The 20,201-nt window shown below is 71.1% G+C and carries 15 protein-coding genes; 7 read left to right on the forward strand and 8 right to left on the reverse strand.

The window, feature by feature from the left end; genetic code table 11:
• The first annotated feature begins 190 nt into the window (after window positions 1-190).
• From G3I41_RS17085 to G3I41_RS17115, 7 genes are all read left to right on the forward strand, one after another.
• Window positions 191-1,957 (forward strand): fatty acyl-AMP ligase, encoded by a 1,767-nt coding sequence (locus G3I41_RS17085; RefSeq protein WP_164401078.1) that lies wholly within the window; start codon window positions 191-193, stop codon window positions 1,955-1,957.
• 292 nt (window positions 1,958-2,249) lie between these two features.
• Window positions 2,250-2,546, forward strand: a complete 297-nt coding sequence (locus G3I41_RS17090) for an acyl carrier protein (RefSeq protein WP_164401079.1) — start codon at window positions 2,250-2,252, stop codon at window positions 2,544-2,546.
• Window positions 2,546-5,545 (forward strand): type I polyketide synthase, encoded by a 3,000-nt coding sequence (locus G3I41_RS17095; RefSeq protein WP_164401080.1) that lies wholly within the window; start codon window positions 2,546-2,548, stop codon window positions 5,543-5,545. The genes G3I41_RS17090 and G3I41_RS17095 overlap by 1 nt, the downstream gene beginning before the upstream one ends.
• A gap of 26 nt (window positions 5,546-5,571) precedes the next feature.
• Window positions 5,572-6,612 (forward strand): 3-oxoacyl-ACP synthase III family protein, encoded by a 1,041-nt coding sequence (locus G3I41_RS17100; protein WP_164401081.1) that lies wholly within the window; start codon window positions 5,572-5,574, stop codon window positions 6,610-6,612.
• Window positions 6,613-6,639: 27 nt separating this feature from the next.
• On the forward strand, window positions 6,640-6,867 hold the full coding sequence (locus tag G3I41_RS17105; protein WP_164401082.1) for an acyl carrier protein: 228 nt from the start codon (window positions 6,640-6,642) through the stop codon (window positions 6,865-6,867).
• A complete protein-coding gene (locus G3I41_RS17110) occupies window positions 6,864-7,709 on the forward strand; it encodes a 2-oxo acid dehydrogenase subunit E2 (RefSeq protein WP_343242149.1) in 846 nt (281 codons plus the stop codon). The genes G3I41_RS17105 and G3I41_RS17110 overlap by 4 nt, the downstream gene beginning before the upstream one ends.
• A gap of 107 nt (window positions 7,710-7,816) precedes the next feature.
• Window positions 7,817-8,863, forward strand: coding sequence for an alpha/beta hydrolase (locus G3I41_RS17115; protein ID WP_164401083.1), 1,047 nt, complete (start codon window positions 7,817-7,819; stop codon window positions 8,861-8,863).
• Between the two features lie 57 nt (window positions 8,864-8,920).
• On the opposite strand, the gene G3I41_RS17120 is transcribed toward G3I41_RS17115, so the two are convergent.
• The 8 genes from G3I41_RS17120 to G3I41_RS17155 all read right to left on the reverse strand — a co-directional run bounded on the left by G3I41_RS17120 (window position 8,921) and on the right by G3I41_RS17155 (window position 19,148).
• On the reverse strand, window positions 8,921-11,635 hold the full coding sequence (locus G3I41_RS17120) for an AfsR/SARP family transcriptional regulator (RefSeq protein ID WP_164401084.1): 2,715 nt from the start codon (window positions 11,633-11,635) through the stop codon (window positions 8,921-8,923).
• Window positions 11,636-11,790: 155 nt separating this feature from the next.
• Window positions 11,791-12,807, reverse strand: a complete 1,017-nt coding sequence (locus G3I41_RS17125; RefSeq protein ID WP_164401085.1) for an AfsA-related hotdog domain-containing protein — start codon at window positions 12,805-12,807, stop codon at window positions 11,791-11,793.
• Between the two features lie 72 nt (window positions 12,808-12,879).
• Window positions 12,880-14,058: an alpha-hydroxy acid oxidase gene (locus G3I41_RS17130; RefSeq protein WP_343242150.1), complete on the reverse strand. Its 1,179-nt coding sequence runs from the start codon at window positions 14,056-14,058 to the stop codon at window positions 12,880-12,882.
• Window positions 14,055-15,152, reverse strand: a complete 1,098-nt coding sequence (hppD, locus tag G3I41_RS17135; protein ID WP_164401086.1) for a 4-hydroxyphenylpyruvate dioxygenase — start codon at window positions 15,150-15,152, stop codon at window positions 14,055-14,057. Before hppD ends, G3I41_RS17130 begins: the two co-directional genes overlap by 4 nt.
• A gap of 145 nt (window positions 15,153-15,297) precedes the next feature.
• Window positions 15,298-15,510 carry an MbtH family protein gene (locus G3I41_RS36890; RefSeq protein ID WP_343242151.1) on the reverse strand — a complete coding sequence of 71 codons (213 nt, stop codon included), beginning with the start codon at window positions 15,508-15,510 and terminating at the stop codon, window positions 15,298-15,300.
• Between the two features lie 64 nt (window positions 15,511-15,574).
• A complete protein-coding gene (locus tag G3I41_RS36895) occupies window positions 15,575-16,306 on the reverse strand; it encodes an alpha/beta fold hydrolase (RefSeq protein ID WP_164401088.1) in 732 nt (243 codons plus the stop codon).
• Window positions 16,307-16,405: 99 nt separating this feature from the next.
• Window positions 16,406-17,761: a PLP-dependent aminotransferase family protein gene (locus G3I41_RS17150; protein ID WP_343242152.1), complete on the reverse strand. Its 1,356-nt coding sequence runs from the start codon at window positions 17,759-17,761 to the stop codon at window positions 16,406-16,408.
• Window positions 17,762-17,795: 34 nt separating this feature from the next.
• Window positions 17,796-19,148 carry a cysteate synthase gene (locus tag G3I41_RS17155; protein WP_164401090.1) on the reverse strand — a complete coding sequence of 451 codons (1,353 nt, stop codon included), beginning with the start codon at window positions 19,146-19,148 and terminating at the stop codon, window positions 17,796-17,798.
• Window positions 19,149-20,201: the final 1,053 nt, after the last annotated feature.

Here is a 20,201-nt window from a genome sequence, read left to right on the forward strand (position 1 = left end):
CACACCGGAGCGGGCCGCCGTATCGCTGGACGAGCCGCCTCCTACGCGGTGAATTCCAGGTACGTGGGGTCGGCCAACGACCGCGGGCGACGTCAGTGCACCCGGGGTCCACGCCGGCGGCTTCAACGACGGCTTTAGTGCCCGACCGAAGGATCAGTCCGGTTGTGTCGGCCGAACGAGGAGATTGATGATGGCGGACTTCCGATCGTTTGCGGAGTTGGTGCTCGCGCGAGGGGAACAACGTGAGGACGCGGACGCCTACCTGTTCCTGGAGTACGGGGTAGGAGGGCCGGAAACGGAGCGGCTCTCCTACGCCGGCCTCGACCGCGCGGCGAAGGGACTCGCCGCGTGGCTGCAGGACCGGGGGATGAGCGGTCGCCGGGTCCTGCTGCTGTACCCGTCGGGGCTGGACTTCGTCAAGGCGTTCGTGGGGTGCCTGTACGCGGGCGTGGTGGCCGTGCCGGCGCCACTGCCCACCGAGCAGGGCCAGGGCTTCCACCGAGTGTCCGCAATCGTCCGGGACGCCCAGGTCGGTGCGGTGCTGACCGTCGGGAAGCACGCGCCGGACATGGACGCATGGCTGGCGCAGGAGGGCTTCTCCGATGTGCGCTGCCTCGCGACGGACGCCTTCACCGGCGACCCGGCCGCCTGGGTCGACCCGAAGCTGAACCCCGACGACCTGGCGTTCCTCCAGTACACCTCCGGGTCGACGAGCGAGCCCAAGGGGGTGATGGTCTCGCACCGGAACCTCCTGGCCAACGAGGCCGCCATCCAGCGCTCCACCGGCAGCGACGCGGACACGGTCCTCGGCGGCTGGCTGCCCTTCTTCCACGACATGGGCCTGATCGGGCACGTACTGCTGCCTCTCTGGCTGGGCTCCAGGGCCGTGCTGATGTCACCCACCTCCTTTCTCCGTCGGCCCGTGCGCTGGCTGGAACTGGTGAGCGAGCACCGGGTGACCCTCTCCGCCGCCCCCAACTTCGCCTATGACATGTGTGTCCGGCGAGTGCCCGACACGCGTCTCGGAGGCATCGACCTGTCCAGCTGGCGGGTCGCCTGCAACGGCTCGGAGCCCGTCCGGGCCGACACCCTGCGGGCGTTCGCCGAGCGGTTCGCACCGTACGGGTTCTCCGCCGACAGCGTCTTCCCTTGCTACGGCATGGCCGAGACCACGCTGCTGGTCTCCGGCAAGCGGCCCGGCCGGACGGCGGTGCTGCGCGAAGTGGACACCGCCGGGCTGGAAGCGGGCCGGCTGGAAGGGCCGTTCCTCCAGGCACCGACTCAGACCCTGGCGTCGAGCGGCGTGGTGAGTGCAGAGGACTTCGAGGTACGCATCATCGACCCGAAGACCCGCGAGGAGCGCCCCGAGGGCGGGGTCGGCGAGATCTGGGTGCGCGGCGCCAGTGTGTCCGCCGGCTACTGGAGGAGACCCGAGGTCAACGCCGAGACCTTCGGCGCCAGGATCGCCGGTGCGGAGGAACTCGGGCCCTGGCTGAGGACCGGCGACCTGGGGGCGATGGAGCACGGCGAGCTGTTCGTGACGGGCCGTCTGAAGGAAGTGGTCCTGATCAACGGGCGCAACATCTACCCCTCCGACGTGGAGGGCGCGGTGCGCGCACTGGACCCGGCCTTCGGGCCCGGAGCCGTCTTCTCCGTCGACACCGACCAGGAACGACTGGTGGCGATCCACGAGGTCCACCCGAACGCCCTCGCAGGCGAGAACCTCATCAGCGCCGCCTCCCGAGTGCAGGAGCTGATCAGCCGCGAGTTCGCCGTGCCCGCGGGCAACGTGCTGCTGGTACGCCCGGGCGTCGTCCGCAGGACGACCAGCGGCAAGATCCAGCGGACCCTGATGCGCAAGCTCTTCCTGGACGGCGCCATCACCCCACTGCACGCCGTACTCGATCCGGGAGTACGCGAGCTCATCGGATCCCCGGGCCTGGAACCGGTGAGCTGACATGGCAAGTCCGCCCGTCAGCGGCAGCGCCTTCGCGCGCGCTCCAGGGCCCGCCGCCACCCGGGCCGGCACCCTCGCACGGACCCGAGATCAGTGCTCCGCCGCGATGTCGCGCGGAGCCCCGCCTTGCCCAGCGCATCGGACAGCACATGAGCGACCTGCCCGTCGGCCGCCCGGAGCAGAGCCACGGGAAGTGCTGCGGCACCTCCGCGAACACCGAGACGTGTACGACACACCACTCGCCGGCTGATCAGCCGGCGGCCAGACGCACCAACGCAGCGAGGAGTACGCCATGACTGTCCCCACCGGCCGCCCTGACACCCTCCATGAGCACACCGTCGAGACGCTGAGCGAATGGATCGCCCACCGGATCTCCCTCTACCTGAAGCGACCGGCCGGAGAGATCGCGTCCACCGTGCCGCTGGCCGAATACGGCCTGGACTCGGTCGCCGCCCTGAGCCTGTGCGGCGACATCGAGGAGGACTTCGACCTCGTCCTGGAGCCCACAGTGGCCTGGGACTACCCGACGATCGACGCGCTCGCCAGATACCTGGTGGAGGAGCTGCGCGCCACCGTGGGAGAGGCGTGATGCAGCCGGTTGCCCTGGTCGGCATCGACTGCCGCTTCCCCGGAGCCCCGGACCCCGCCGCGTACTGGGACCTGCTGATGCGGTCCGGCGACGGCGTCGGACCCGTACCCGAACAGCGGTGGAACGCGGACGAGTTCTACTCGGCCGCGGGGGCCGAAGGGCGCTCCAACACCGCCCAGGGCGGCTTCATCACCGACGCGGACGCCTTCGACCACGAGTTCTTCGCGATCTCGCCACGCGAGGCCGCCGCCATGGACCCGCAGCAGCGGCTGCTGCTGCAGTGCGCCTGGCGCGCGGTCGAGGACGCCGGTGTCGCGCCGCGGAGCCTGGCCGGAAGCGCCACCGGGGTCTTCGTCGGCGTCATGGGCAACGAGTGGGCGCACCTCCATCTCACCGACTACGCACGGGTCACCGCGCACGTCGGCTCCGGCAACGGCTACTGCATGACCGCGAACCGGATCTCCTACCACCTCGACCTCAAGGGGCCGAGCCTGGCGGTGGACACCGCCTGCTCCTCCTCGCTGGTCGCCGTCCACCTGGCCTGCAACGCCCTGCTGGCGGGGGAGTGCGACACCGCCATCGCGGCCGGTGTGAACGTGGCCCTCACTCCGGCCCTGGGCATCTTCTACACCCAGGCAGGGCTCTCCGCCCCCGACGGCCGGTGCAAGCCCTTCAGCAGCGACGCGAACGGCATCGGCCGCGGCGAGGGCGTCGGCGCGGTGGTCCTGCGCCGGCTGGAGGACGCGATCGCCGACGGGCAGCCCGTCTACGCGGTCATCCGCGGGACGGCCGTCAACCAGGACGGGCGCAGCAACGGCATCGTCGCACCCAACCGCTGGTCCCAGCAGGAGGTGCTGGCCGCGGCCTACCGGCGGGCCGAGGTGGAACCGTCCGACGTGACGTTCACCGAAGGCCACGGCACCGGCACCGTGCTGGGCGACATGATCGAGGTCAAGGCGCTCGGCGGCCTGCACGCCTCGCGGACCGGCAAGCCCATGGCACTGGGCTCGGTCAAGGGAAACCTCGGACACACCGAAGGCGCCGCCGGGGTCGCCGGGCTCATCAAGGTCGCCCTTTCCCTGCACCACCGCGTGGTACCGCCCAGCCGGTTCGCAGCCCGGGAGAATCCGGCGCTCAAGCTCTCCCAGCACGGCCTGCGGCTGCTCAAGGCGCCCTTGCGGCTGGCAAGCGGAGCCACCGTCGCAGGCCTCAGCAGCTTCGGAATGGGCGGCACCAACGCCCATGCGGTGCTGGAGTCCGTGCCCGCGCACGCCGCACGGCCGAGAAACGGCGAAACCGGCAGGGCCACCGGAATAGGAACCGCGGTCTTCACCGTGACCGCACCCACGGCCAAGGCGTTGCGCCGCAACCTGGTGGCACAGGCCGACGCCCTGCAGCGCCACCGGGTGGTGCCGGCCGGCGTGGTGGGCTGGAACAGCAACCGGCTCAACTCCGGACACCGGGTCCGGTTCGCCGCGACGGCCGACAGCGTCGGCGACCTGACGACCGTGCTGCGCCGGGCCGCCGAGGACGAGGAGCACCTGGCGGACCTCGCCGGCGAGTCCGCCCGACCGGTCCGGCCCGCGCTGCTCTTCACCGGCCAGGGCTCCCAGTACCCGGGTATGACTGCCGGGCTCTACCGCGACGCCCCGCTCTTCCGGCGGTTCCTCGACCGAGCCGACAAGGCGCTGCTCCCGCACACCAGCGGTTCGGTGCGCGACATGCTGCTCTCCGCGGACCCGGCGGTGCACCGCACCGGCTGGGCGCAGCCCGCCCTGTTCGCCGTCGGCTACGCACTGGCAGCCACCTTCGTCGAACTCGGGGTGCGCCCCGCGCTGATGCTCGGGCACAGCGTCGGAGAGTACGCGGCTGCGGTGATCGCCGAGGCGCTCCCGCTGGAGGAGGCGGCCCGGCTGATCGCCGCTCGCGGAAAGCTGATGCAGGAACTTCCGGACGGCGGTGGGATGCTGGCCGTCCGGGCCGACGCCGCCGCACTGGCGGAGCACATCGACGCGGAGCCGCTGCTCGGGATCGCCGCGGTCAACGGGCCGACGTCCACCGTGCTCTCCGGCCCTCTGACAGCACTGGCAAGGATCGAGGAGGAGCTGACCCGTGCGGGAGTGAGATCCCGCCGCCTGGAGGTCTCGCACGCGTTCCACTCGCCGCTGATGGACTCCATGCTGGAGCGTTTCGCGGCGGTGGCGGAGCAGACCGGAGGCACCGTTCCCGCCGTGCCGGTCCACTCCACGCTGCGCGGCAGGCTGCTGCGGGACGAGCCGATGGACGCCGCGTACTGGGTGGAGCACGTCAGAGCCCCGGTGCTCTTCGCCGACGCCGCACGGCAGCTGCTGGACGAGGCACCGACCCACCTCCTGGAGATCGGCCCGCGGCCGGTGCTCGCTCCCATGGCGCGCCGACTGCTCACAGCCACCCAGCAGGCCGAGGTCCGCAGCGTCCACCCGGTCCCAGGCGAACAGGCCGGCGGCCGGGAGCTTGCCGAGGCGGTCGCCGCACTCTTCCGCGGCGGAGCGCACATCGCCTGGGACGCCGCCTACGCCGGTCAGCACCGGGTGGCCCACCGCCTGACTCCGTACGCCTTCGCGGACGATCACCGGTTCTGGGCCCGCGGGCCGGCCCCCGCCGCACCGCCCGTCCGGACCGTGCGACAGGACGGCGTGCGGCCAGGCATCCCGATCGCGGACGCGTCGCAGCCCGTGGCGCTCTCCCCGGACCGCCGGCACGCAGCTGACCCGGTGGCCGAAACCGTGCTGGACGCCGTCGCCCGGGTGGGCAGGTACGCGGCCGATGCGGTCGACCCGCGGTCGAAGCTCTACGAGGACCTCGGCTTCGACTCGGTGATGGTGCTGGAGCTCAAGAACGAGATCGAGGAGCGGTTGCCCGACCTCGAACCGCTGAGCCTGGAGGACCTACTGCCCCGGCTCTCCTCGATCGGAGACCTGATCGGTTTCGTGCGCGAACGACGCTCCGCCGCCGCCTGAACCCGTCCCGTCGAAAGGACCCCACCATGCAGTCACCGCCCGACCGCGATCCCGCCGAGGTGTACGTCGCCTCGGTCGGCACCGCCCTGCCCGGCGACCCGATCGACAACGCCACTCTCGCCAAGGCGCTGAAGATCAACGCGGAGTGGATCGACCACTTCATCGGCACCCGCACCCGCCACTTCGCCCGGGACCTCGGGACCGGGACGGTGCGCTGGTCACTGGCCGACCTGTGCGCCCAGGCCGGTGCGCGGGCGCTCGGCGCCTCCGGGGTCGACCCGGCGGACATCGACTTCCTGGTGCTCGCCACCGCCACCCCGGACAACCTGATGCCCGCCACCGTCAACCACGTCGCCGACCAGCTCGGTCTCGACCAGGTACCCACCTACCAGCTCCAGTCCGGCTGTGCCGGTGCCGTGCAGGCGATCGGACTCGGCCGGACGCTGATCGCCGGTGATGGGCACCGGGCCGGCCTGGTCATCGGCGGCGACGTCTGCAGCAAGCACCTCGACCTGAACCGGGACCTCGCCGACGCCGCCCCCAGCGACCTGGTCAACTTCGTCCTCTTCGGCGACGGTGCCGGGGCCGCGGTGCTCACCGCCGAACCCGCGGCGGAGGCGGTGGCCCTGCGCCGTGTGCTCAACCGGTTCACCGGCCTCGGGCGGGAGCCCGGCCAGGTCATCGACTGGTTCGGCCTCGCCGACCGGTACGAGGACCGGCAGGCGGTCAAGGAGGACTACAAGGCCATCGAGGAGTTCGTCCCCGTGATGGCGGTGGAGATCCTCTGGGAGATGCTCGGCGACCTCGACTGGTCCCCCGAGGATCTCGGCTATCTGTTGCCGCCCCAGCTCTCGGGCCGGATGACCCGCCGCATCCACGAGGAACTCGATGTGCCCGGCGCGGTGGAGGTGTCCTGCGTCGCCGACACCGGCAACAACGGCAACGCGCTGCCCTTTCTCCAGTTGGAGCAACTGCTGGGACAGATGTCCAGCGGCGAGAAGGCACTCGCGGTGGCCGTGGAGTCCAGTAAGTGGATCAAGGCGGGCTTCGCCCTCGAAAAGATCTGACACCCCGTCGCTGATTGGAAGACACTGATGCAGACCATCGATGAGTTCGCCTGCCTGGTCCGTGAGGAACTGGGCATCCCCCTGGCGGACGAGGACCTGGCGGCCGACCTCGACCGGCTCCCCGAGTGGGACTCCCTCTACATGCTCAAGCTGGTCACCGCCCTCGAGCGCAGCACCGGCCGGAAACTGGTGGTGGGGCGAGTGCTGGAGGCCCGCAGCCTGAACGCGATCTACGAGATGGCGGTCGCCCCGTGACGGCCGCCCCGCACCCCGAGCGCCGTCGACGGCACACCCTGTACTTCCTGGAGTACGCCGCCCGGCAGCGCCTGGTGCACCTGGACACCGAGATCGACATGACTCGCATCCAGCACCACCGCGCCGGGGCCCGGGAATCGGGGCGGCGCTTCTCGGTGGTCGCCTACCTGCTGCACGCCGCCGGCCGAGTGCTGGAACGCCACCCCGAGGCGAACGCCGTCATGGCCCCGGGCTGGCCCGGTCTGCGCGCTCCTCGGACGGTCCGCTTCACCGGCGTCACCGCGAAACTCGCGCTCGACCGCACCGCGGACGGCGAACGCACCGTACTCTCCGCCCTGCTGCCCGGTCTGGAGTGCGCCGACCTGGCCACCATCCAGGCGCGGATCGACCGCTACCGGAGCCCGGCCGCAAGCGGTCTCCCCGAATTCCGCGGCGTACGGATGCTGGACCGGCTGCCGGTCCCGCTGGGCCGGACGGCGTTCGCCACCGCACTGCGCAACCCGCGACGCCGCCCCGCCGTGCTGGGCACGGTCGCGGTCAGCTCGCTCGGGCACCGCCCTGTCGACGGCTTTCACGCCGGCGGCGGCACTGCGGTGACGCTCAACGCCGGACAGGTGGTCGACCGACCCGTCGTCCGCGACGGCCTGATCACGGCAGCCCCGCTGATGCGACTGGGCCTCACCTTCGACCACCGGGTCATCGACGGCGGAGCCGCCGCCGATGTCCTCGCCGATCTCAAACAGACCATGGAGTCCTTCGACGACGGCCCCGCCAGTCCTGGCACCGGAGGGCAGGCCGAGCTCCGGGTACCGGACGGGACGACCACCGCAGGGACGGCCTGAGCCCACCGGACCATCGTCGTGACGGACGCCGTACCGAAGTGCCCCGCACCCGGCACGGCCCCGTCCACCGGACCCGCCCGACACCCGCCCACTCGGAGACGGACGCAATGGACCATCTGGCAGAACTCAAGGAGTTCGCCCGGCTGCACGGACGCAGCCAAGGCCTGACGGAGCAGCACGTCCAGGCCGTACTGTCCCGGATCAGCGGCGACCGCCCCGGCGACCCCCACTCCTGGGCGCAGGTGTGGACCGCCGAGGGGGACGCACTGAGGCAAGGAGGCCACCCGCTCGACGCCTGCCGCCACTACGCGCTCGCGCGTTTCCCCCACCACGGCGACGAGGACCGGCAGCTGGCCCAGGACCGTTGCGTCGAGGCCTTCGACACCTGGCGGCGCAGCGGCCGGGCCGGCATCGAGCGGCTGGAGTTCGACCACCCGGACGGCACCATGGCCGCTTGGGCGGCCGGACTGTCCGCCGACCGGCCGCGACCCCTGCTCCTGATCATGGGAGGCATCGTCAGCGTCAAGGAGCAGTGGGCACCGCTGCTCCCGCTCTTCGCCCGGCTGGGCTTCGCGGCCGTGGCCACGGAGATGCCCGGGGTCGGCGAGAACACCCTCGCGTACCGGGCCGACTCCTGGCGTCTGCTGCCCCATCTGCTCGACCAGCTGGCGGGCCGGGCACGGGTCACGGAGACGGCGATGCTCGCCCTCAGCTTCAGCGGACACCTCGCCCTGGCAGCCGCCGCCGAAGACGCCCGCATCCGCAGCGTCCACACGGTCGGAGCCCCCGTCTCCGACTTCTTCACCGACCCTGCCTGGTGGCCCAAGGTCCCAGGGATCACCGTGGAGACACTGCGCCGCCTCACCCGCACCGAGGACGACGACGAACTGCGCGGTGTACTGGCCCAGTTCCCGCTCACGCCGCCCCGGCTCGGTTCGCTGGACATCGCCGTCGCCTACGTGGCCAGCTCGCGCGACGAGATCATCCCGCAGGCCGAACACCGTCGGCTCGCCCTGCTGCTGCCGCAGGCCCGGTTCAAGGTGTTCGACGATGTCCACGGCTCCCCGGAACACGTGGGTGCGATGCGCCGCTGGCTGGTCCTCTCCCTGCTGCGTGCCCGCCTCGGTGGACGCCGGGCGGTCCGGGCCGGCTGAGCGAAGGGCGCGGGCCGTGCGACGGGGAACCTGCCCCGCCGCACGGCCGGCCCGGGATCAGAGCCGCTGAGGGAGCCGCTGGGCCGGGACACCGACGGCGTGTTCCGCGGCGGCCGGGGCGAACGAAAGCCGGCTCGGAGCCAGCAGCCACATGCCCGGACCCACCTCCACGGCCGCCCCCCGGTCCTGGGCGGCGGTGATCCGTGCCGCCGCGCGGCGCGCGTACTCCGCCCAGCGGTGGTCACCGAGCAGCTGAGCCGTCCGCCCGCACTCCGCGAGCTGCCGCAAGGCGTCCTCGACCAGCCCCTGACTCAGGTCCACCATCGCCAGTCCGTTCAGCGCGGCCACGACCCCCCGCAGGTCGTGGCCGGCCGAGCAGATCGCCAGCGCTCTGCCGTATCTCCTGGCAGCGGTCGGCAGATGACCCTGGCCCAGCAGCACGTCGGCCTCCCCGATCGTGCAGCGTGCGGCACCGAGCTGGTCGCCCACCAGACTGAACAGCCGCCGGGCCTCGTCGTACCGGCCGAGCGCCAGGTCCGCCTCACTGCGCTGCCAGGCGAGATCACCCAGCGAACGGAGCACTGCCGCCGAGGCCGTCGGCGAGCCCGCCCGGCGTGCCGCGTCCAGCGCGCGCCGATGGGTCTCCTCCCACTCCTCCCAGGCCGCACACGTGTGGAAGTACCCGGCGGCACTGCTCGCCAGCTCCCACACGAAGGCCCCCAGCCCGGCCTCGTGCGCCAGGCGCACCGACGCCACCAGCCCCGCCGCCTCCTCCCGGAACCAGGCGAGCGACGAGTACCGGTCCAGTGCCGGATCCTCCACGTACGCCGAAAGCTCCGGCGACATCTCCCCGGTCCGCGGGATCCGCCCGGGTGCGAGCAGCGCGTCGGCCCGCCGCGACAGCGTCAGGAAGGCACCGCACAGGCGCTTCGTGGCCTCCTGCAGCGACTCCTCGCTCTCCTCCTGGCGCAGTTGTACGGACAGCACCCGCAACAGCTCATGGAAGCCGTAGCGGACCTGACGTCCCTCAGGCTGCGGCCTGGCCTCCAGCAGCTGCGCGCGGACCAGACCCTCCACCAGCTCCTCGGCGACGGGCAGGGACACGCCGAGGAGCGCTGCCGCCGTCCACAGCGCGAAGTCGGGCGCGGGCGACAGCCCCAGCAGCCGGAAGGCCCGCTGCTGCTCCGGTCTCGCCTCCAGATAGACCGTCATCAGGCACGCCCTCAGGTCCAGGTCGCCCTCGTGCAGCCGCTGCAGCCGGGTACGCTCGTCCCGCAGCCGGGCCGCCAGGCCCGCGGCGGTGGTGTGCGGACGGGCGACCAGCAGAGCGGACGCGACCCGCAGGGCCAGGGGCAGATAGCCGCAGAGCCCGGCGATCTCAGCGGTGGCCACCGGGTCGGCCGCCATCGGCTTGCCCCCGTTGGCGTGGAGCATCTCCATCGCCTCGTCCGGCAGCAGAGGCTCCAGGACGAGGTGTCTGGCACCGTCCAGGGCCGACAGCGTCCTGCGGCTGGTGATGATGACCGAACAGTCGCCGACCGCTGACAGCAGCGGCCGGACCTGGGACTCGGAACCGGCGTCGTCGAAGACCAGCAGCAGTCGCCTGCCCCGCACCGCTTCCCGCAAGGACGCGGTGAGCCGTCCGCGGTCGGCGGGAAGCGGACCCGCCGGGCTCTGGTCCTCCTGCGCACCGAGCAACCGCAGCAGCGCCGCCGCCGCCTCCTCGGTGGTCAGATGCCGGTCGAGAGCCCCACGCAGCCGGAGCATCACCTGCCCGTCGGGGAACGCGTCCGCCACCTGCCTGGTCAGATGCGTCGCCAGTGCCGTCTTGCCCACACCGGCATGCCCGGCCACGGTCAGCAGCTGCACCGGATGCTCTCCGGCCTCGCCGCGCAGCATGCGTTCGGCCGCGGCGGTCACCTCGTGGCGGCCGACGAACCCCGCCGCCCCGGCGGGCAGTTCCCGCAGCGGCACAGTGGACGGGGCGACGGCGGAACCGCCCGGTGCGAGCGGTTTCCAGTCCAGGGACGGGTCCGAGCGCAGGATCCGTTCCTGTAAACGCCTGACCCCGCGCCCGGGTTCCACGCCGAGGTCCTCGACCAGCGAGCGCCGCAGTCTGCCGTAGACGCGCAGAGCGTCCGACTGGCGGCCGGTGCGGTACAGCACCACCATGAGATGCCCGTGCAACGACTCCCGCAGAGGGTGCTCGGTGGCCAGGGCCATCAACTCCCCGGCGAGCGACTTGTGCCGACCCAGCCGCAGATCCGCCATGATGCGCTGCTCCAGGGTCTCCATCCGTAACTCGTCCAGTCGGATGGCAGAGCTCTCCAGACGTACACCGTGCGGCACCCCGGAGAGCGCCGGCCCGGTCCACACCTCCAAGGCGTCGTGCAGCAGTTCGGACGCGTTGGCGTACTCGCCCTTCTCGTAGAAGCCACGGCCCGCCGCGTTCAGCGCCTCGAAGCGCGCCAGGTCGAAGTCCCCCTCGGGCACGCGCAGCAGATAGCCCGGCGAGCGGGTGAGAAGGAGCCCTTCGGACGCCTGCTGAGGGGATTCGGCCTCGGCCAGGAGCTTGCGCAGTTGCGACACGTAGACCTGAAGGGTGGTGGTCGCGGTACGGGGCGGTTCGGTCCCCCAGAGTTCGTCGATCAGGCTGCTCGCGGAGATGACCTCCCCGGCTCGCACCAGGAGGGTGGCCAGCAGCGCGCGAGGTTTCGCGGCGGATGGCGTGCGGGGGGACACGGAGACCGGCCCCAGGATCCGGAAACGCATCAGATGGGTCCTCAGTAAAGCGGTTGGGGAAAACGGACGGTTCGTGGGCGGCCCGTTCCCGGAGCCGCCGGACGTACTCCCGGTCGCTCCGGGTGACTTCACGCCGTCGAGGTCCGGCGTCCCGGCACGTGCCTGAGCACACCGGCCGCAGCGGGTCAGCAGTCCTGCAGGAGCGATACGGAGGTGCTGGCCACGACCCGGCTGCCCTGGCTGAAGATGGCCCGCATCCGGGCAACAGGACGGCCGGCGGTGTCCCGGCTGGGGCGGCGAGAGGAGACGGTGCAGGTCAGCGGCAGGTTGGTGTCCCCAAGGCCGCGGTAGGAGGTCCGCCAGTGCGTCATGACGGCGTGGCCGGGTTCGAAGCCGTGCAGTTCCGAGGCCACCAGTACGGACGCCTGCCGGGACGCTTCGAGGAACAGCGACCCCGGAATGGGCCCTCCGGACGGCGAGTGGAAGACCTCGTGCCCCGGGGCCGGATCGACCGGCAGAATGTACTTCCCCTCCAATACCCGAAGCGGCGGCCCGACCAGCACATTGCGCGGGTCGTCGCGGCCGACGTGGGCCGGGGGCAGGGACCGGCCCCCGGCGGCGGGTGTGGTCGGGCAGGTCTCGTTCAGGCTTTCGCGCCTGCCCCGTGCGCGGTGACTCTGGAGGGTCCGCAGCATGACGAACACCAGCCGGGTCCGATTCAGCCCGCAGGTCATGCCGCCGATGGTCACCTTGGCCACCGACTCCAGAGAGCGTGGGATGCCGTTGACCACGTCACTCGGTGTGAGAGTGAGATCCATGGCCAGATGGGCGGCCCGCCCGGTACGGCGCCACGGGGTGAGGTCGAGGATGTCGGTGCTGGTGGAGGCAATCGCTCTGGGCCGGTGGGCGGGCACCCGGAAGTACTGCTGAGCGACGAAGTGCGCCGCCTGATGCATCGTTTCCACCGGGAAGAGCACGTCGTGGAAGATCCCCGGCCCGTCGGTGAACAGGTCGTGGTCGTCCGGCAGTTCCGTGGACAGGACGAAGCGCTGCTCCTCGGGCGCCGAGGTGTCCAGGACGAAACCCTCGGTGGTGGCCGGCCGGCGCAGCAGATGCAGCGGCGCCGGCACGCCCTTCGTGGTGGCATGGGCCGAGCTGTTGGAGAGCGGATGGTCGGAGGGGAACGGGAGCGCAAAATCCATGGAGTGGTCCTCAGACTGGCGGCGCTCGGAGCGTCGGATGGGGGGGGTGGGAGCGGGGGCTTGCCGCAGGTGCTACCGGCGAGGCACGGACACTGTCCGCAAGGCCGTGGAGGTGACCACGCGCAGAGCACGCGCGGCCTCGACCGACGCGCAGCCGGCCAGCCCGAGCGAGTCCCGCAGCTCCTCGGCCAGCATGCGCAGGACGCCCTCGACCCCCGCCTGACCACCCGTGGCGAGCCCCCAGAACACGGGACGTCCGACGAGCACACCGGAGGCGCCGAGCGCCACGGCCTTGACGATGTCGCTGCCGGTGCGCACCCCGCCGTCGACCAGGATCTCGCAGCGGCCGTCCACGACGTCCCGGATCTCCGGCAGCACCGCCATCGGCGGCACCGCGCCGTCGAGCTGCCGCCCCCCGTGGTTGGAGACGACGATCGCGTCGACCCCCCGGTCCGCCGCCTGCTGTGCGTCGGCGGGGTCCAGGACGCCCTTGAGGATCAACCGGAGACCGGTGCGCTCCCGGAGACGTTCGACGTGCTCCCAGGAGAGCGAGGCCGTCATGAACGACTTGGTGTGCTCCGCTACCGCGGACGTCCGGGACCCCGAGGCGTGGGCCAGCGACCCCGCGCCTTCGGCGAGGTGCGCCGCCTGGACGTCCAGGGGCAGCGAGAACCGGTTGCGCACGTCGCGCAGCCGGCGGCCCATCCACGGCAGGTCCACGGTCAGCATCAGCGCCTCGCAGCCCGCCGCCTCGGCCCGGTCCACGAGATCGAACAGGCGGGCCTCGTCGTTGAGCCAGTACAGCTGCAGCCACAGCCGGCCGCCCTGGGCCGCGATCTCCTCCAGCGGATAGCTGCTCAGCGTTCCGGTGACGAAGGGCACCCCGGCGTCCCGCGCCGCGCGGGCCACCGCGGGCTCGCCGTCGGGGTGGACGAGCCGGTGGTACGCCATCGGGGCGACGGCCAGCGGCGCGGACGCCTCCCGGCCCAGCAGCGTGGCCGCGGCCGTGCAGCCGGCGACGTCCCGCAGGACGCGCGGCACCAGGTGGATCTGCTCGAAGGAGGCGAGGTTGGCGCGCAGTGAGGACTCCGTACCGCTGCCGCCCGTGATGAAGTCCCAGACGTCGGGAGGCAGTACCGCGGCGGCGGCCCGCTCCAGGTCCTGCAGACAGGCGTGTTCGTACGGCGCCGGTGCGGCGGCCTCCCCCCGCGCCGGGGCGGGCACGGAGGAGTACGAGGGAGGTGCCGTCACTGTGTGCTACCACCCTGCTTGGACCGCTCCAGCTCGACCGCCTCGTACAGCGCCTTGATGTTGGAGCTGCCGAAGGTCTCCGCGCCCAGCCGCTCGATGATCTCGAAGAAGAGGGTGCGACGCGGGTGCGAGGAACGGGTGAATATCTGGAACAGCTGGCCGGCGTGGTCCTCGTCCACCAGGAGGTTCCAGGCGCGCAGGTCCTTCATCGGATGGTTCTTGGGCGACAGCCGCTCGCCGAGCAGGTCGTAGTAGGAGCCGGGCGTGGTCAGGAAGTCCACCCCGCGCGCGTCCAGGGCCCCGACGGAACGCACGGCGTCCTCCACGGAGAACGCGATGTGCTGCACCCCGGCGCCGCCGTGCCGGGCGAGGAACTCGTCGATCTGGCCGGGTTCCGCGGTGGTGTCGGGTTCGATGACGGTGAAGGTCACCGTTCCCGAGGAGCTCTGGACCACCTTGGAGTTCATCGCCTGGGCGCCGATGACGATGTGCTCCTCGAAGATCGCCTCGAAGCCGAGCACCTGGCAGTAGTGGTCCACGGTCGACTGCAGCTCGCCCGCGTCCACACAGACCGCGAAGTGGTCGATCTCCAGGAGACCGACGGGCTGGGTGTGTGCGCGCGCGACGGCAAGGGCGGACGGGTCGGCGACCAGACCCCAGGGCAGCGTCGGACCCGCGCCGCCGTGCTCCGGAACGAAGGTGTGCACGACGTCGCCGAAACCGCCGACGGTCGCCGTCTCCCCGCCCGCCGGGTGCGGCGCCGGGGCGGCCACCGGCCGGGCCCCGCGCCCGGTGGCCTCGGCGAAGGCCTTGCTCACGTCGGGGACCCGCAGGGCGATGTCGGCCACCCCGCTGCCGTGCCGCCGGGTGTACGCGCTGAGAGGGTGGTCCTCCGCGCCGCTCTCGGTGAGGACGAGCGTGATGTCGCCCTGGGCCAGCGCGACGCTCCTGAGGTCCTTTCCGGCGGACACCTCACGGGCCACCACCTGGAACGCGTACTGCTCGACCCAGGCAGCCGTGCTCTCGCCGAGGTCGTCCACATAAAGCTCGACGTACTCGATACCGAGATCGCCGTAGACCGGAAACCCACTCACGTGATGCTCTCCTAAGAAATGTCGCGGGACTGCGCCGGGTGCGAGGCCGACATGGCGGTGTGCGGTACGGACAGGGGCGCCGGGCTGTGGCGCCCCGGGCCCGGGGGCCGGCGCCCCGGGCGAGGAGACGGCGTTGCGCCGCCGGTCAGTCGGTGGCCATGGCGTCGACCAGGCTCTGGGGGCGCATGTCGGTCCAGTTGGTCTCCACGTACTCCAGGCACTTCGCGCGCTCGGCCTGACCGAAGACCGTCTCCCAGCCCTCGGGCACGTCCACGGACGCGGGCCACAGGGAGTGCTGCCCCTCGGCGTTGCGCAGCACGAAGTAGGGGGCGCTGTCGTTCTCGAACGGGTTCGTCACAGTGGTGTCCTTTGCGGTGTGTTGCGGTGTGCGACAACGGGCCGTGGGTTCGCGGACCGTCGGTTCAGGTGGCAGCGGGTACCCCGACGCGGGAGAGCAGGTCCCGCATGAGGGCGGTGCCGTGGTCGGTGAGGTAGAAGTGCCCGCCGGGGAAGGACCGTGCGGTGAAGGAGGCACGGGTGGTGGCCGCCCATGCCGCCGCCGAGTCGGCGTCGACATCCGGGTCCTCGTCGCCGTAGTACGCGACGACGGGCGCGTCCAGGACGCCGTCGGTCTGTCCGGCCTGGTACCGCTCGACGATGCCGTAGTCGGCGCGGATGGCGGGCAGTATCAGCTCCAGCAGATCGGGGTGGTCGAACGTGGCCGTGTCCGTACCGCCCAACTCACGCAAGTGCTCGACGAGTTCGGCGTCGGGTGCGGACGAGAGGGACTGCTCGGGCAGCGACTCCCACCCGGGCCCGGAGCGCCCCGAGACGAACAGACCGGTGATCCGGGCGCCGTGCACCTCCTGCAGCCGCCTGGCGACCTCGAAAGCGACCGACGCGCCCATGCTGTGCCCGAACAGCGTCAACGGCCGGTCCAGCAGCGCCGAACACTCCGCGACCGCCGGCGCCACCAGCGCCTCCATCGTCTGTGCGAGCGGATCGAGCAGCCGGTCCTCCCGCCCGGGATAGCGCACCGCGCGCAGCTCCACGTCGTCGGGGGCCAGGGGCCCCCACGCCTGGTAGAAGCTCGCCGCGCCCCCCGCGTGCGGGAAGCAGACGACGCGCGTCCTGGGGTTCGCCGACGGCTTCACTACTCTCAGCCACTGCTGTGCTGGGCGCACTTCTTTCCTCTCAGCCTCGGTGTGTCGATGTCTCCCGGCGCGCACGGTCGGCCCATGACGCGGCCGGCTTCACGGCCCGGAGACCGCAGCCTGTTCACGGACGAAACGGGCGAGCCGGTCCAGCCCTTCCTCGATCTCCGCCGGAAGCAGGTGACTGAAGGACAGCCGCATCACGCTGCGGGGCTCGGAGCCCGTGCAGAAGTGGTGCAGCGGCGTCCACAGCACACGGTGCTTTCCGCCGCTGAGCTCCAGCAGCTCGTCGCTCGTGGCGAACGGCACGGTCAGCAGCAGGAAGAACCCGCCGCTCGGGGTGTTCCAGGACACGCCCGGCACCTGCCCGTCGCCGAAGCGTGCGGCAAGCCCCGCCAGCATCAGCCGCAGGTTCTCCAGGTACGTCTCCCGCTCCCGCACGTTGGCCGCCCGCAGACTGTGCCCGTGCTCCAGCAGCTTCCCCGCGATGACGGCCTGGGCGATCGGCGAGGTGTTCACCGTCGTCATGCTCTTGATCTTCGCCAGCTCGTCGGCCAGCAGACCGCTGCCGCCCCCGGGACCGGTGAGGGGCTGGTCGGCGACCGCGTACCCCACCCGCGCGCCGGCCAGCCCGGTCTTGGCGAACGATCCGAGGTAGACGACGCGTTGCTCCGTGTCGAGGGCCTTCATCGTCGGCGGCCCCTCGGGGTCGCCGAGCAGACCGTAGGGATTGTCCTCCAGCACCAGCAGCCCGAGCTCGGACGCGGCCCGCAGGGTCCGCAACCGGTCCTCCCGGCTCATCCGCACCCCGGTGGGGTTGGCGAAGTCCGGCACCAGATACAGGGCACGCGGACGCAGACCCGACTCCCGTGCCCCCCGCACCACGGCCGCCAGGTCGTCCAGATCGACGCCCGCCGGGGAGTCCCGCACGGGCAGCAGCTCCATGTCGACCAGCTGCGCCGCCCCGTGCACCCCGACGTAACAGGGGGTCACCGCGAGCAGCACGTCCTCGGGGGTGGCGCGGAGGGCCCGCAGGGTCAGGTACAGCGCCTCCTGGCAGCCCACCGTGACCACGACGGACTCCGGATCCACGGTAATGCCCTCGTCGACGGCCAGGTGGGCGGCGATCAGCTCGTGTATCACACCCTTGGTGCGCCCGTACTGCATCACGGTGCGGCGGACCTTTGCCTCGTCACCGTCGAACCGCTCGGACAAGTACGTCCGGTAGATGTCGAGATAACGGTGTACGTCGTCCAGGTCGAAGTAGCCCTCGAAGGGGCGGCCCGCAGCGAAGGACACGGCGTCCGGATAGTCCTGCGCCACCTCGTTGAGGAAGTTCATGGACATGCTCACGGGGGAGCTCAGCGACGAGTGCAGGTCCCGTACGTCCAGCGGCAGCGACGAGCCCGCCGAACGGTCCGACGTGTGTGACCGTCCCCGAGACAGGTTGTTCACGGTGTGTTCCTCGTTCCCTTCTGACGACATCCCGTCAGCCCACCGGAAGGAGGGCGGACGGCCCGCTGCCGGACGCGAAGGCGTCCAGCACCCGCAACGCGACCTCGTCGGGGGAGTGGGGCTTCCCCACGATCCAGGCCGCCGGCTGCCGCGCCGTGGCCTCGGCGGCGAGATCGGCGCCCAGCCTCTTGCGCCCGCCACCGGTCACATTGAGCAGACACGTCGTGTCGGGCGAGATCCGCTTCTCCCGGACGGCGTTGCGCAGCGCCGCCGCGGCGACCGCGGCGGGCCGCTCGATGTCGATGCCCTCCAGCTCCTCGAACATCACACGTGTGGCCTCCGCCTCCGCCGGGTCGGCGATCAGCATGTCGCCCGCGCTGGACCGCAGGATGTCGCGGACACCGCCGTTGACGAGGTAGGGCGGGGTCGCGTTCGCCAGCTCGGGTGCGTAAAGGTCGAGCGGCGCCTCCGCGTTGGCCAGATAAGGCTCCTGACGCCACGTCCGGTACAGCGGGGCGTAGTCAGCGTTCTGACACAGGAACATCCGGGGAACCGACTGTCCGTCGGCCGAACCGGAGGCGATCAGCCGCTCGGAGGCCTCATGGGCCGCGATCGCTCCGGCGCCGCTCCCCACGGCCTGAAAGTAGACCTCGGGAAGCGCCCCCATTTCCTCGAAGGCGGCCAGCGCGACCACGCCGAGACCGTCACGGCGGCCGACGTTGCGGACACCGCCCTCGGCGAAGAAGCCGGGAGTGGAGGCGACGAGCTTCTTACTGAACTCGATCACGTCGTTGTACGTCGCGTCCTCAAGTGCCACCACTTGCAGGTCGGTTGAGGGGCCGGCCGCACCGATGGCCGCGGCCACCACGGGCAGCGCCCGGGCCGGAATCACAATCAGCCGGGGGACGCCCTCGCCCCCGGCAGCCGCGAAGGCCGCAGCCGTGTTGCCCGCCGACGCGATCACCATGACACCGGACTGCGGGGGAGTGCGCCCCAGCACGGTGAAGGCCTCCAACTCCTTGAAGGAGCCGGACGTCATCCGGCAGCCCCGGTCGGGCCAGTAGCCGCTGAAGGAGATCCACAGATCCGTCAGCCCCAGCGCCTTTGCGAACCCTTTGCCCCGGTACACCGCCGGTCGGCTGGATCCCTCGATCTCACGCCGGGTCGGAAGCCATCCGTAGCGGAAGATGCCGGACTTCTCCGGCGTGGTGGTGAACTGCTTCGCCGCATATTCGGTGCCCAGTAAGGTGTCGCCCTGGCAGCGGGGGCAGCTCATGGCGAGACCGTCGTCGGGAATCCGCCAATCACAGCCGGTGCACACGAGCAAATAGGGACAAGCAGGATCCACGGGGCGCATTCCTCTCGTAATGAACGATGTCCTCAGCAAGTGATGCACATCTGGCCGCAGTAATCGAGCGGATTTACCATTACTCATTTCGGCGGTCCGTGCACCCACTTATTTCGCATCGCACCACGGTGGCGCGAGTGGGCGGGCATGCCGAATTCCGATGCGCAGCAACGTGCCACCGGTTCCAGTAAAGGAAGAATAAAGGCCTGGAGGTCCGGAGGCCCGGAGGGATGACTTCTCGGGCCCTGTGGTGAGTGCGGACCGGGTCCGCGGCAACGGCGCTCCAGCGCGTATCATCGCGCGTAGCATGCCCACGCCAGCAGGCAGTTCGCTCTCAGCGTGTGCCGCTCGTCGTCGGCGTCGTGTCAGTGCAGCTCGGGGCGCATGCCCGGCGGAGAAACCACGAAAAGAGCACCCGGTGTGGACCTTGGTGAAGTGGTGGAAAAAGTGTTCATGCCCCCGTTGTCCCCCCGCTTGTGATGCAAGTGCGTATCGCGTGCAGCAAGTCTCAGTATAGACACCCGCCCCAGGAGCTCCGCTGTGACCGGGAACACATTGCACCGGCCTCGGGGGTCAACTTAACTGAAGTTGACGCCTGCTCAGAAGCCACCAGAATCTGGTCATTCCCGTCGACGGCGAGCGATAGAGGGCTATCGTCGCAGGTCGCGTGGGGCACGCCTTCTATGTGGTGAACACGTCGGTTATGCGGGGGAAATTATGCATGTACGGGTGAAAGAGGGACAGTTCGCCGGTGCCCTGAAACAGGGGCCTTCGCCAGGGGGCGGGGAAGTGTGATTGAATCCGCTGCTCCGCCCCGTCGCTAGTGCGAAGGGCAGCCCTCTAGGGGCGCAGCGGAACGGGGGCGGACGAGGACGGGAGGGGGAGCGGAACGGGAGGGGTCCCGTCGTCCGAGGCCCTCAACTCCCTTCCTGCGGAGGCTTGTTCCGGCATGCCATGGCCGGGCTGGACCGGTCGGCCCGTCAGCTGACCTCCCTGTCGACGAACGAACACCATCTCAGGGCCCGGCGGCCCGGTCGTGCCGCCCCGCCCTCGCGCACACTGCGCACCCCTGCGAGCCGGACGGTCCCGGCA

The sequence above is a fragment of the Streptomyces sp. SID9727 genome (assembly GCF_010550605.1).
Classification (GTDB): Bacteria; Actinomycetota; Actinomycetes; order Streptomycetales; family Streptomycetaceae; genus Streptomyces.

Bases quoted from the DNA above. Each gene is read 5' to 3' on its own strand.
- G3I41_RS17095 (WP_164401080.1), top strand. From the start codon at position 2,546: ATGCAGCCGGTTGCCCTGGTCGGCATCGACTGCCGCTTCCCCGGAGCC.
- G3I41_RS17115 (WP_164401083.1), top strand. From the start codon at position 7,817: ATGGACCATCTGGCAGAACTCAAGGAGTTCGCCCGGCTGCACGGACGC.
- G3I41_RS17090 (WP_164401079.1), top strand. From the start codon at position 2,250: ATGACTGTCCCCACCGGCCGCCCTGACACCCTCCATGAGCACACCGTC.
- G3I41_RS17100 (WP_164401081.1), top strand. From the start codon at position 5,572: ATGCAGTCACCGCCCGACCGCGATCCCGCCGAGGTGTACGTCGCCTCG.
- G3I41_RS17125 (WP_164401085.1), bottom strand. From the start codon at position 12,807: ATGGATTTTGCGCTCCCGTTCCCCTCCGACCATCCGCTCTCCAACAGC.
- G3I41_RS17105 (WP_164401082.1), top strand. From the start codon at position 6,640: ATGCAGACCATCGATGAGTTCGCCTGCCTGGTCCGTGAGGAACTGGGC.
- G3I41_RS17085 (WP_164401078.1), top strand. From the start codon at position 191: ATGGCGGACTTCCGATCGTTTGCGGAGTTGGTGCTCGCGCGAGGGGAA.
- G3I41_RS17120 (WP_164401084.1), bottom strand. From the start codon at position 11,635: ATGCGTTTCCGGATCCTGGGGCCGGTCTCCGTGTCCCCCCGCACGCCA.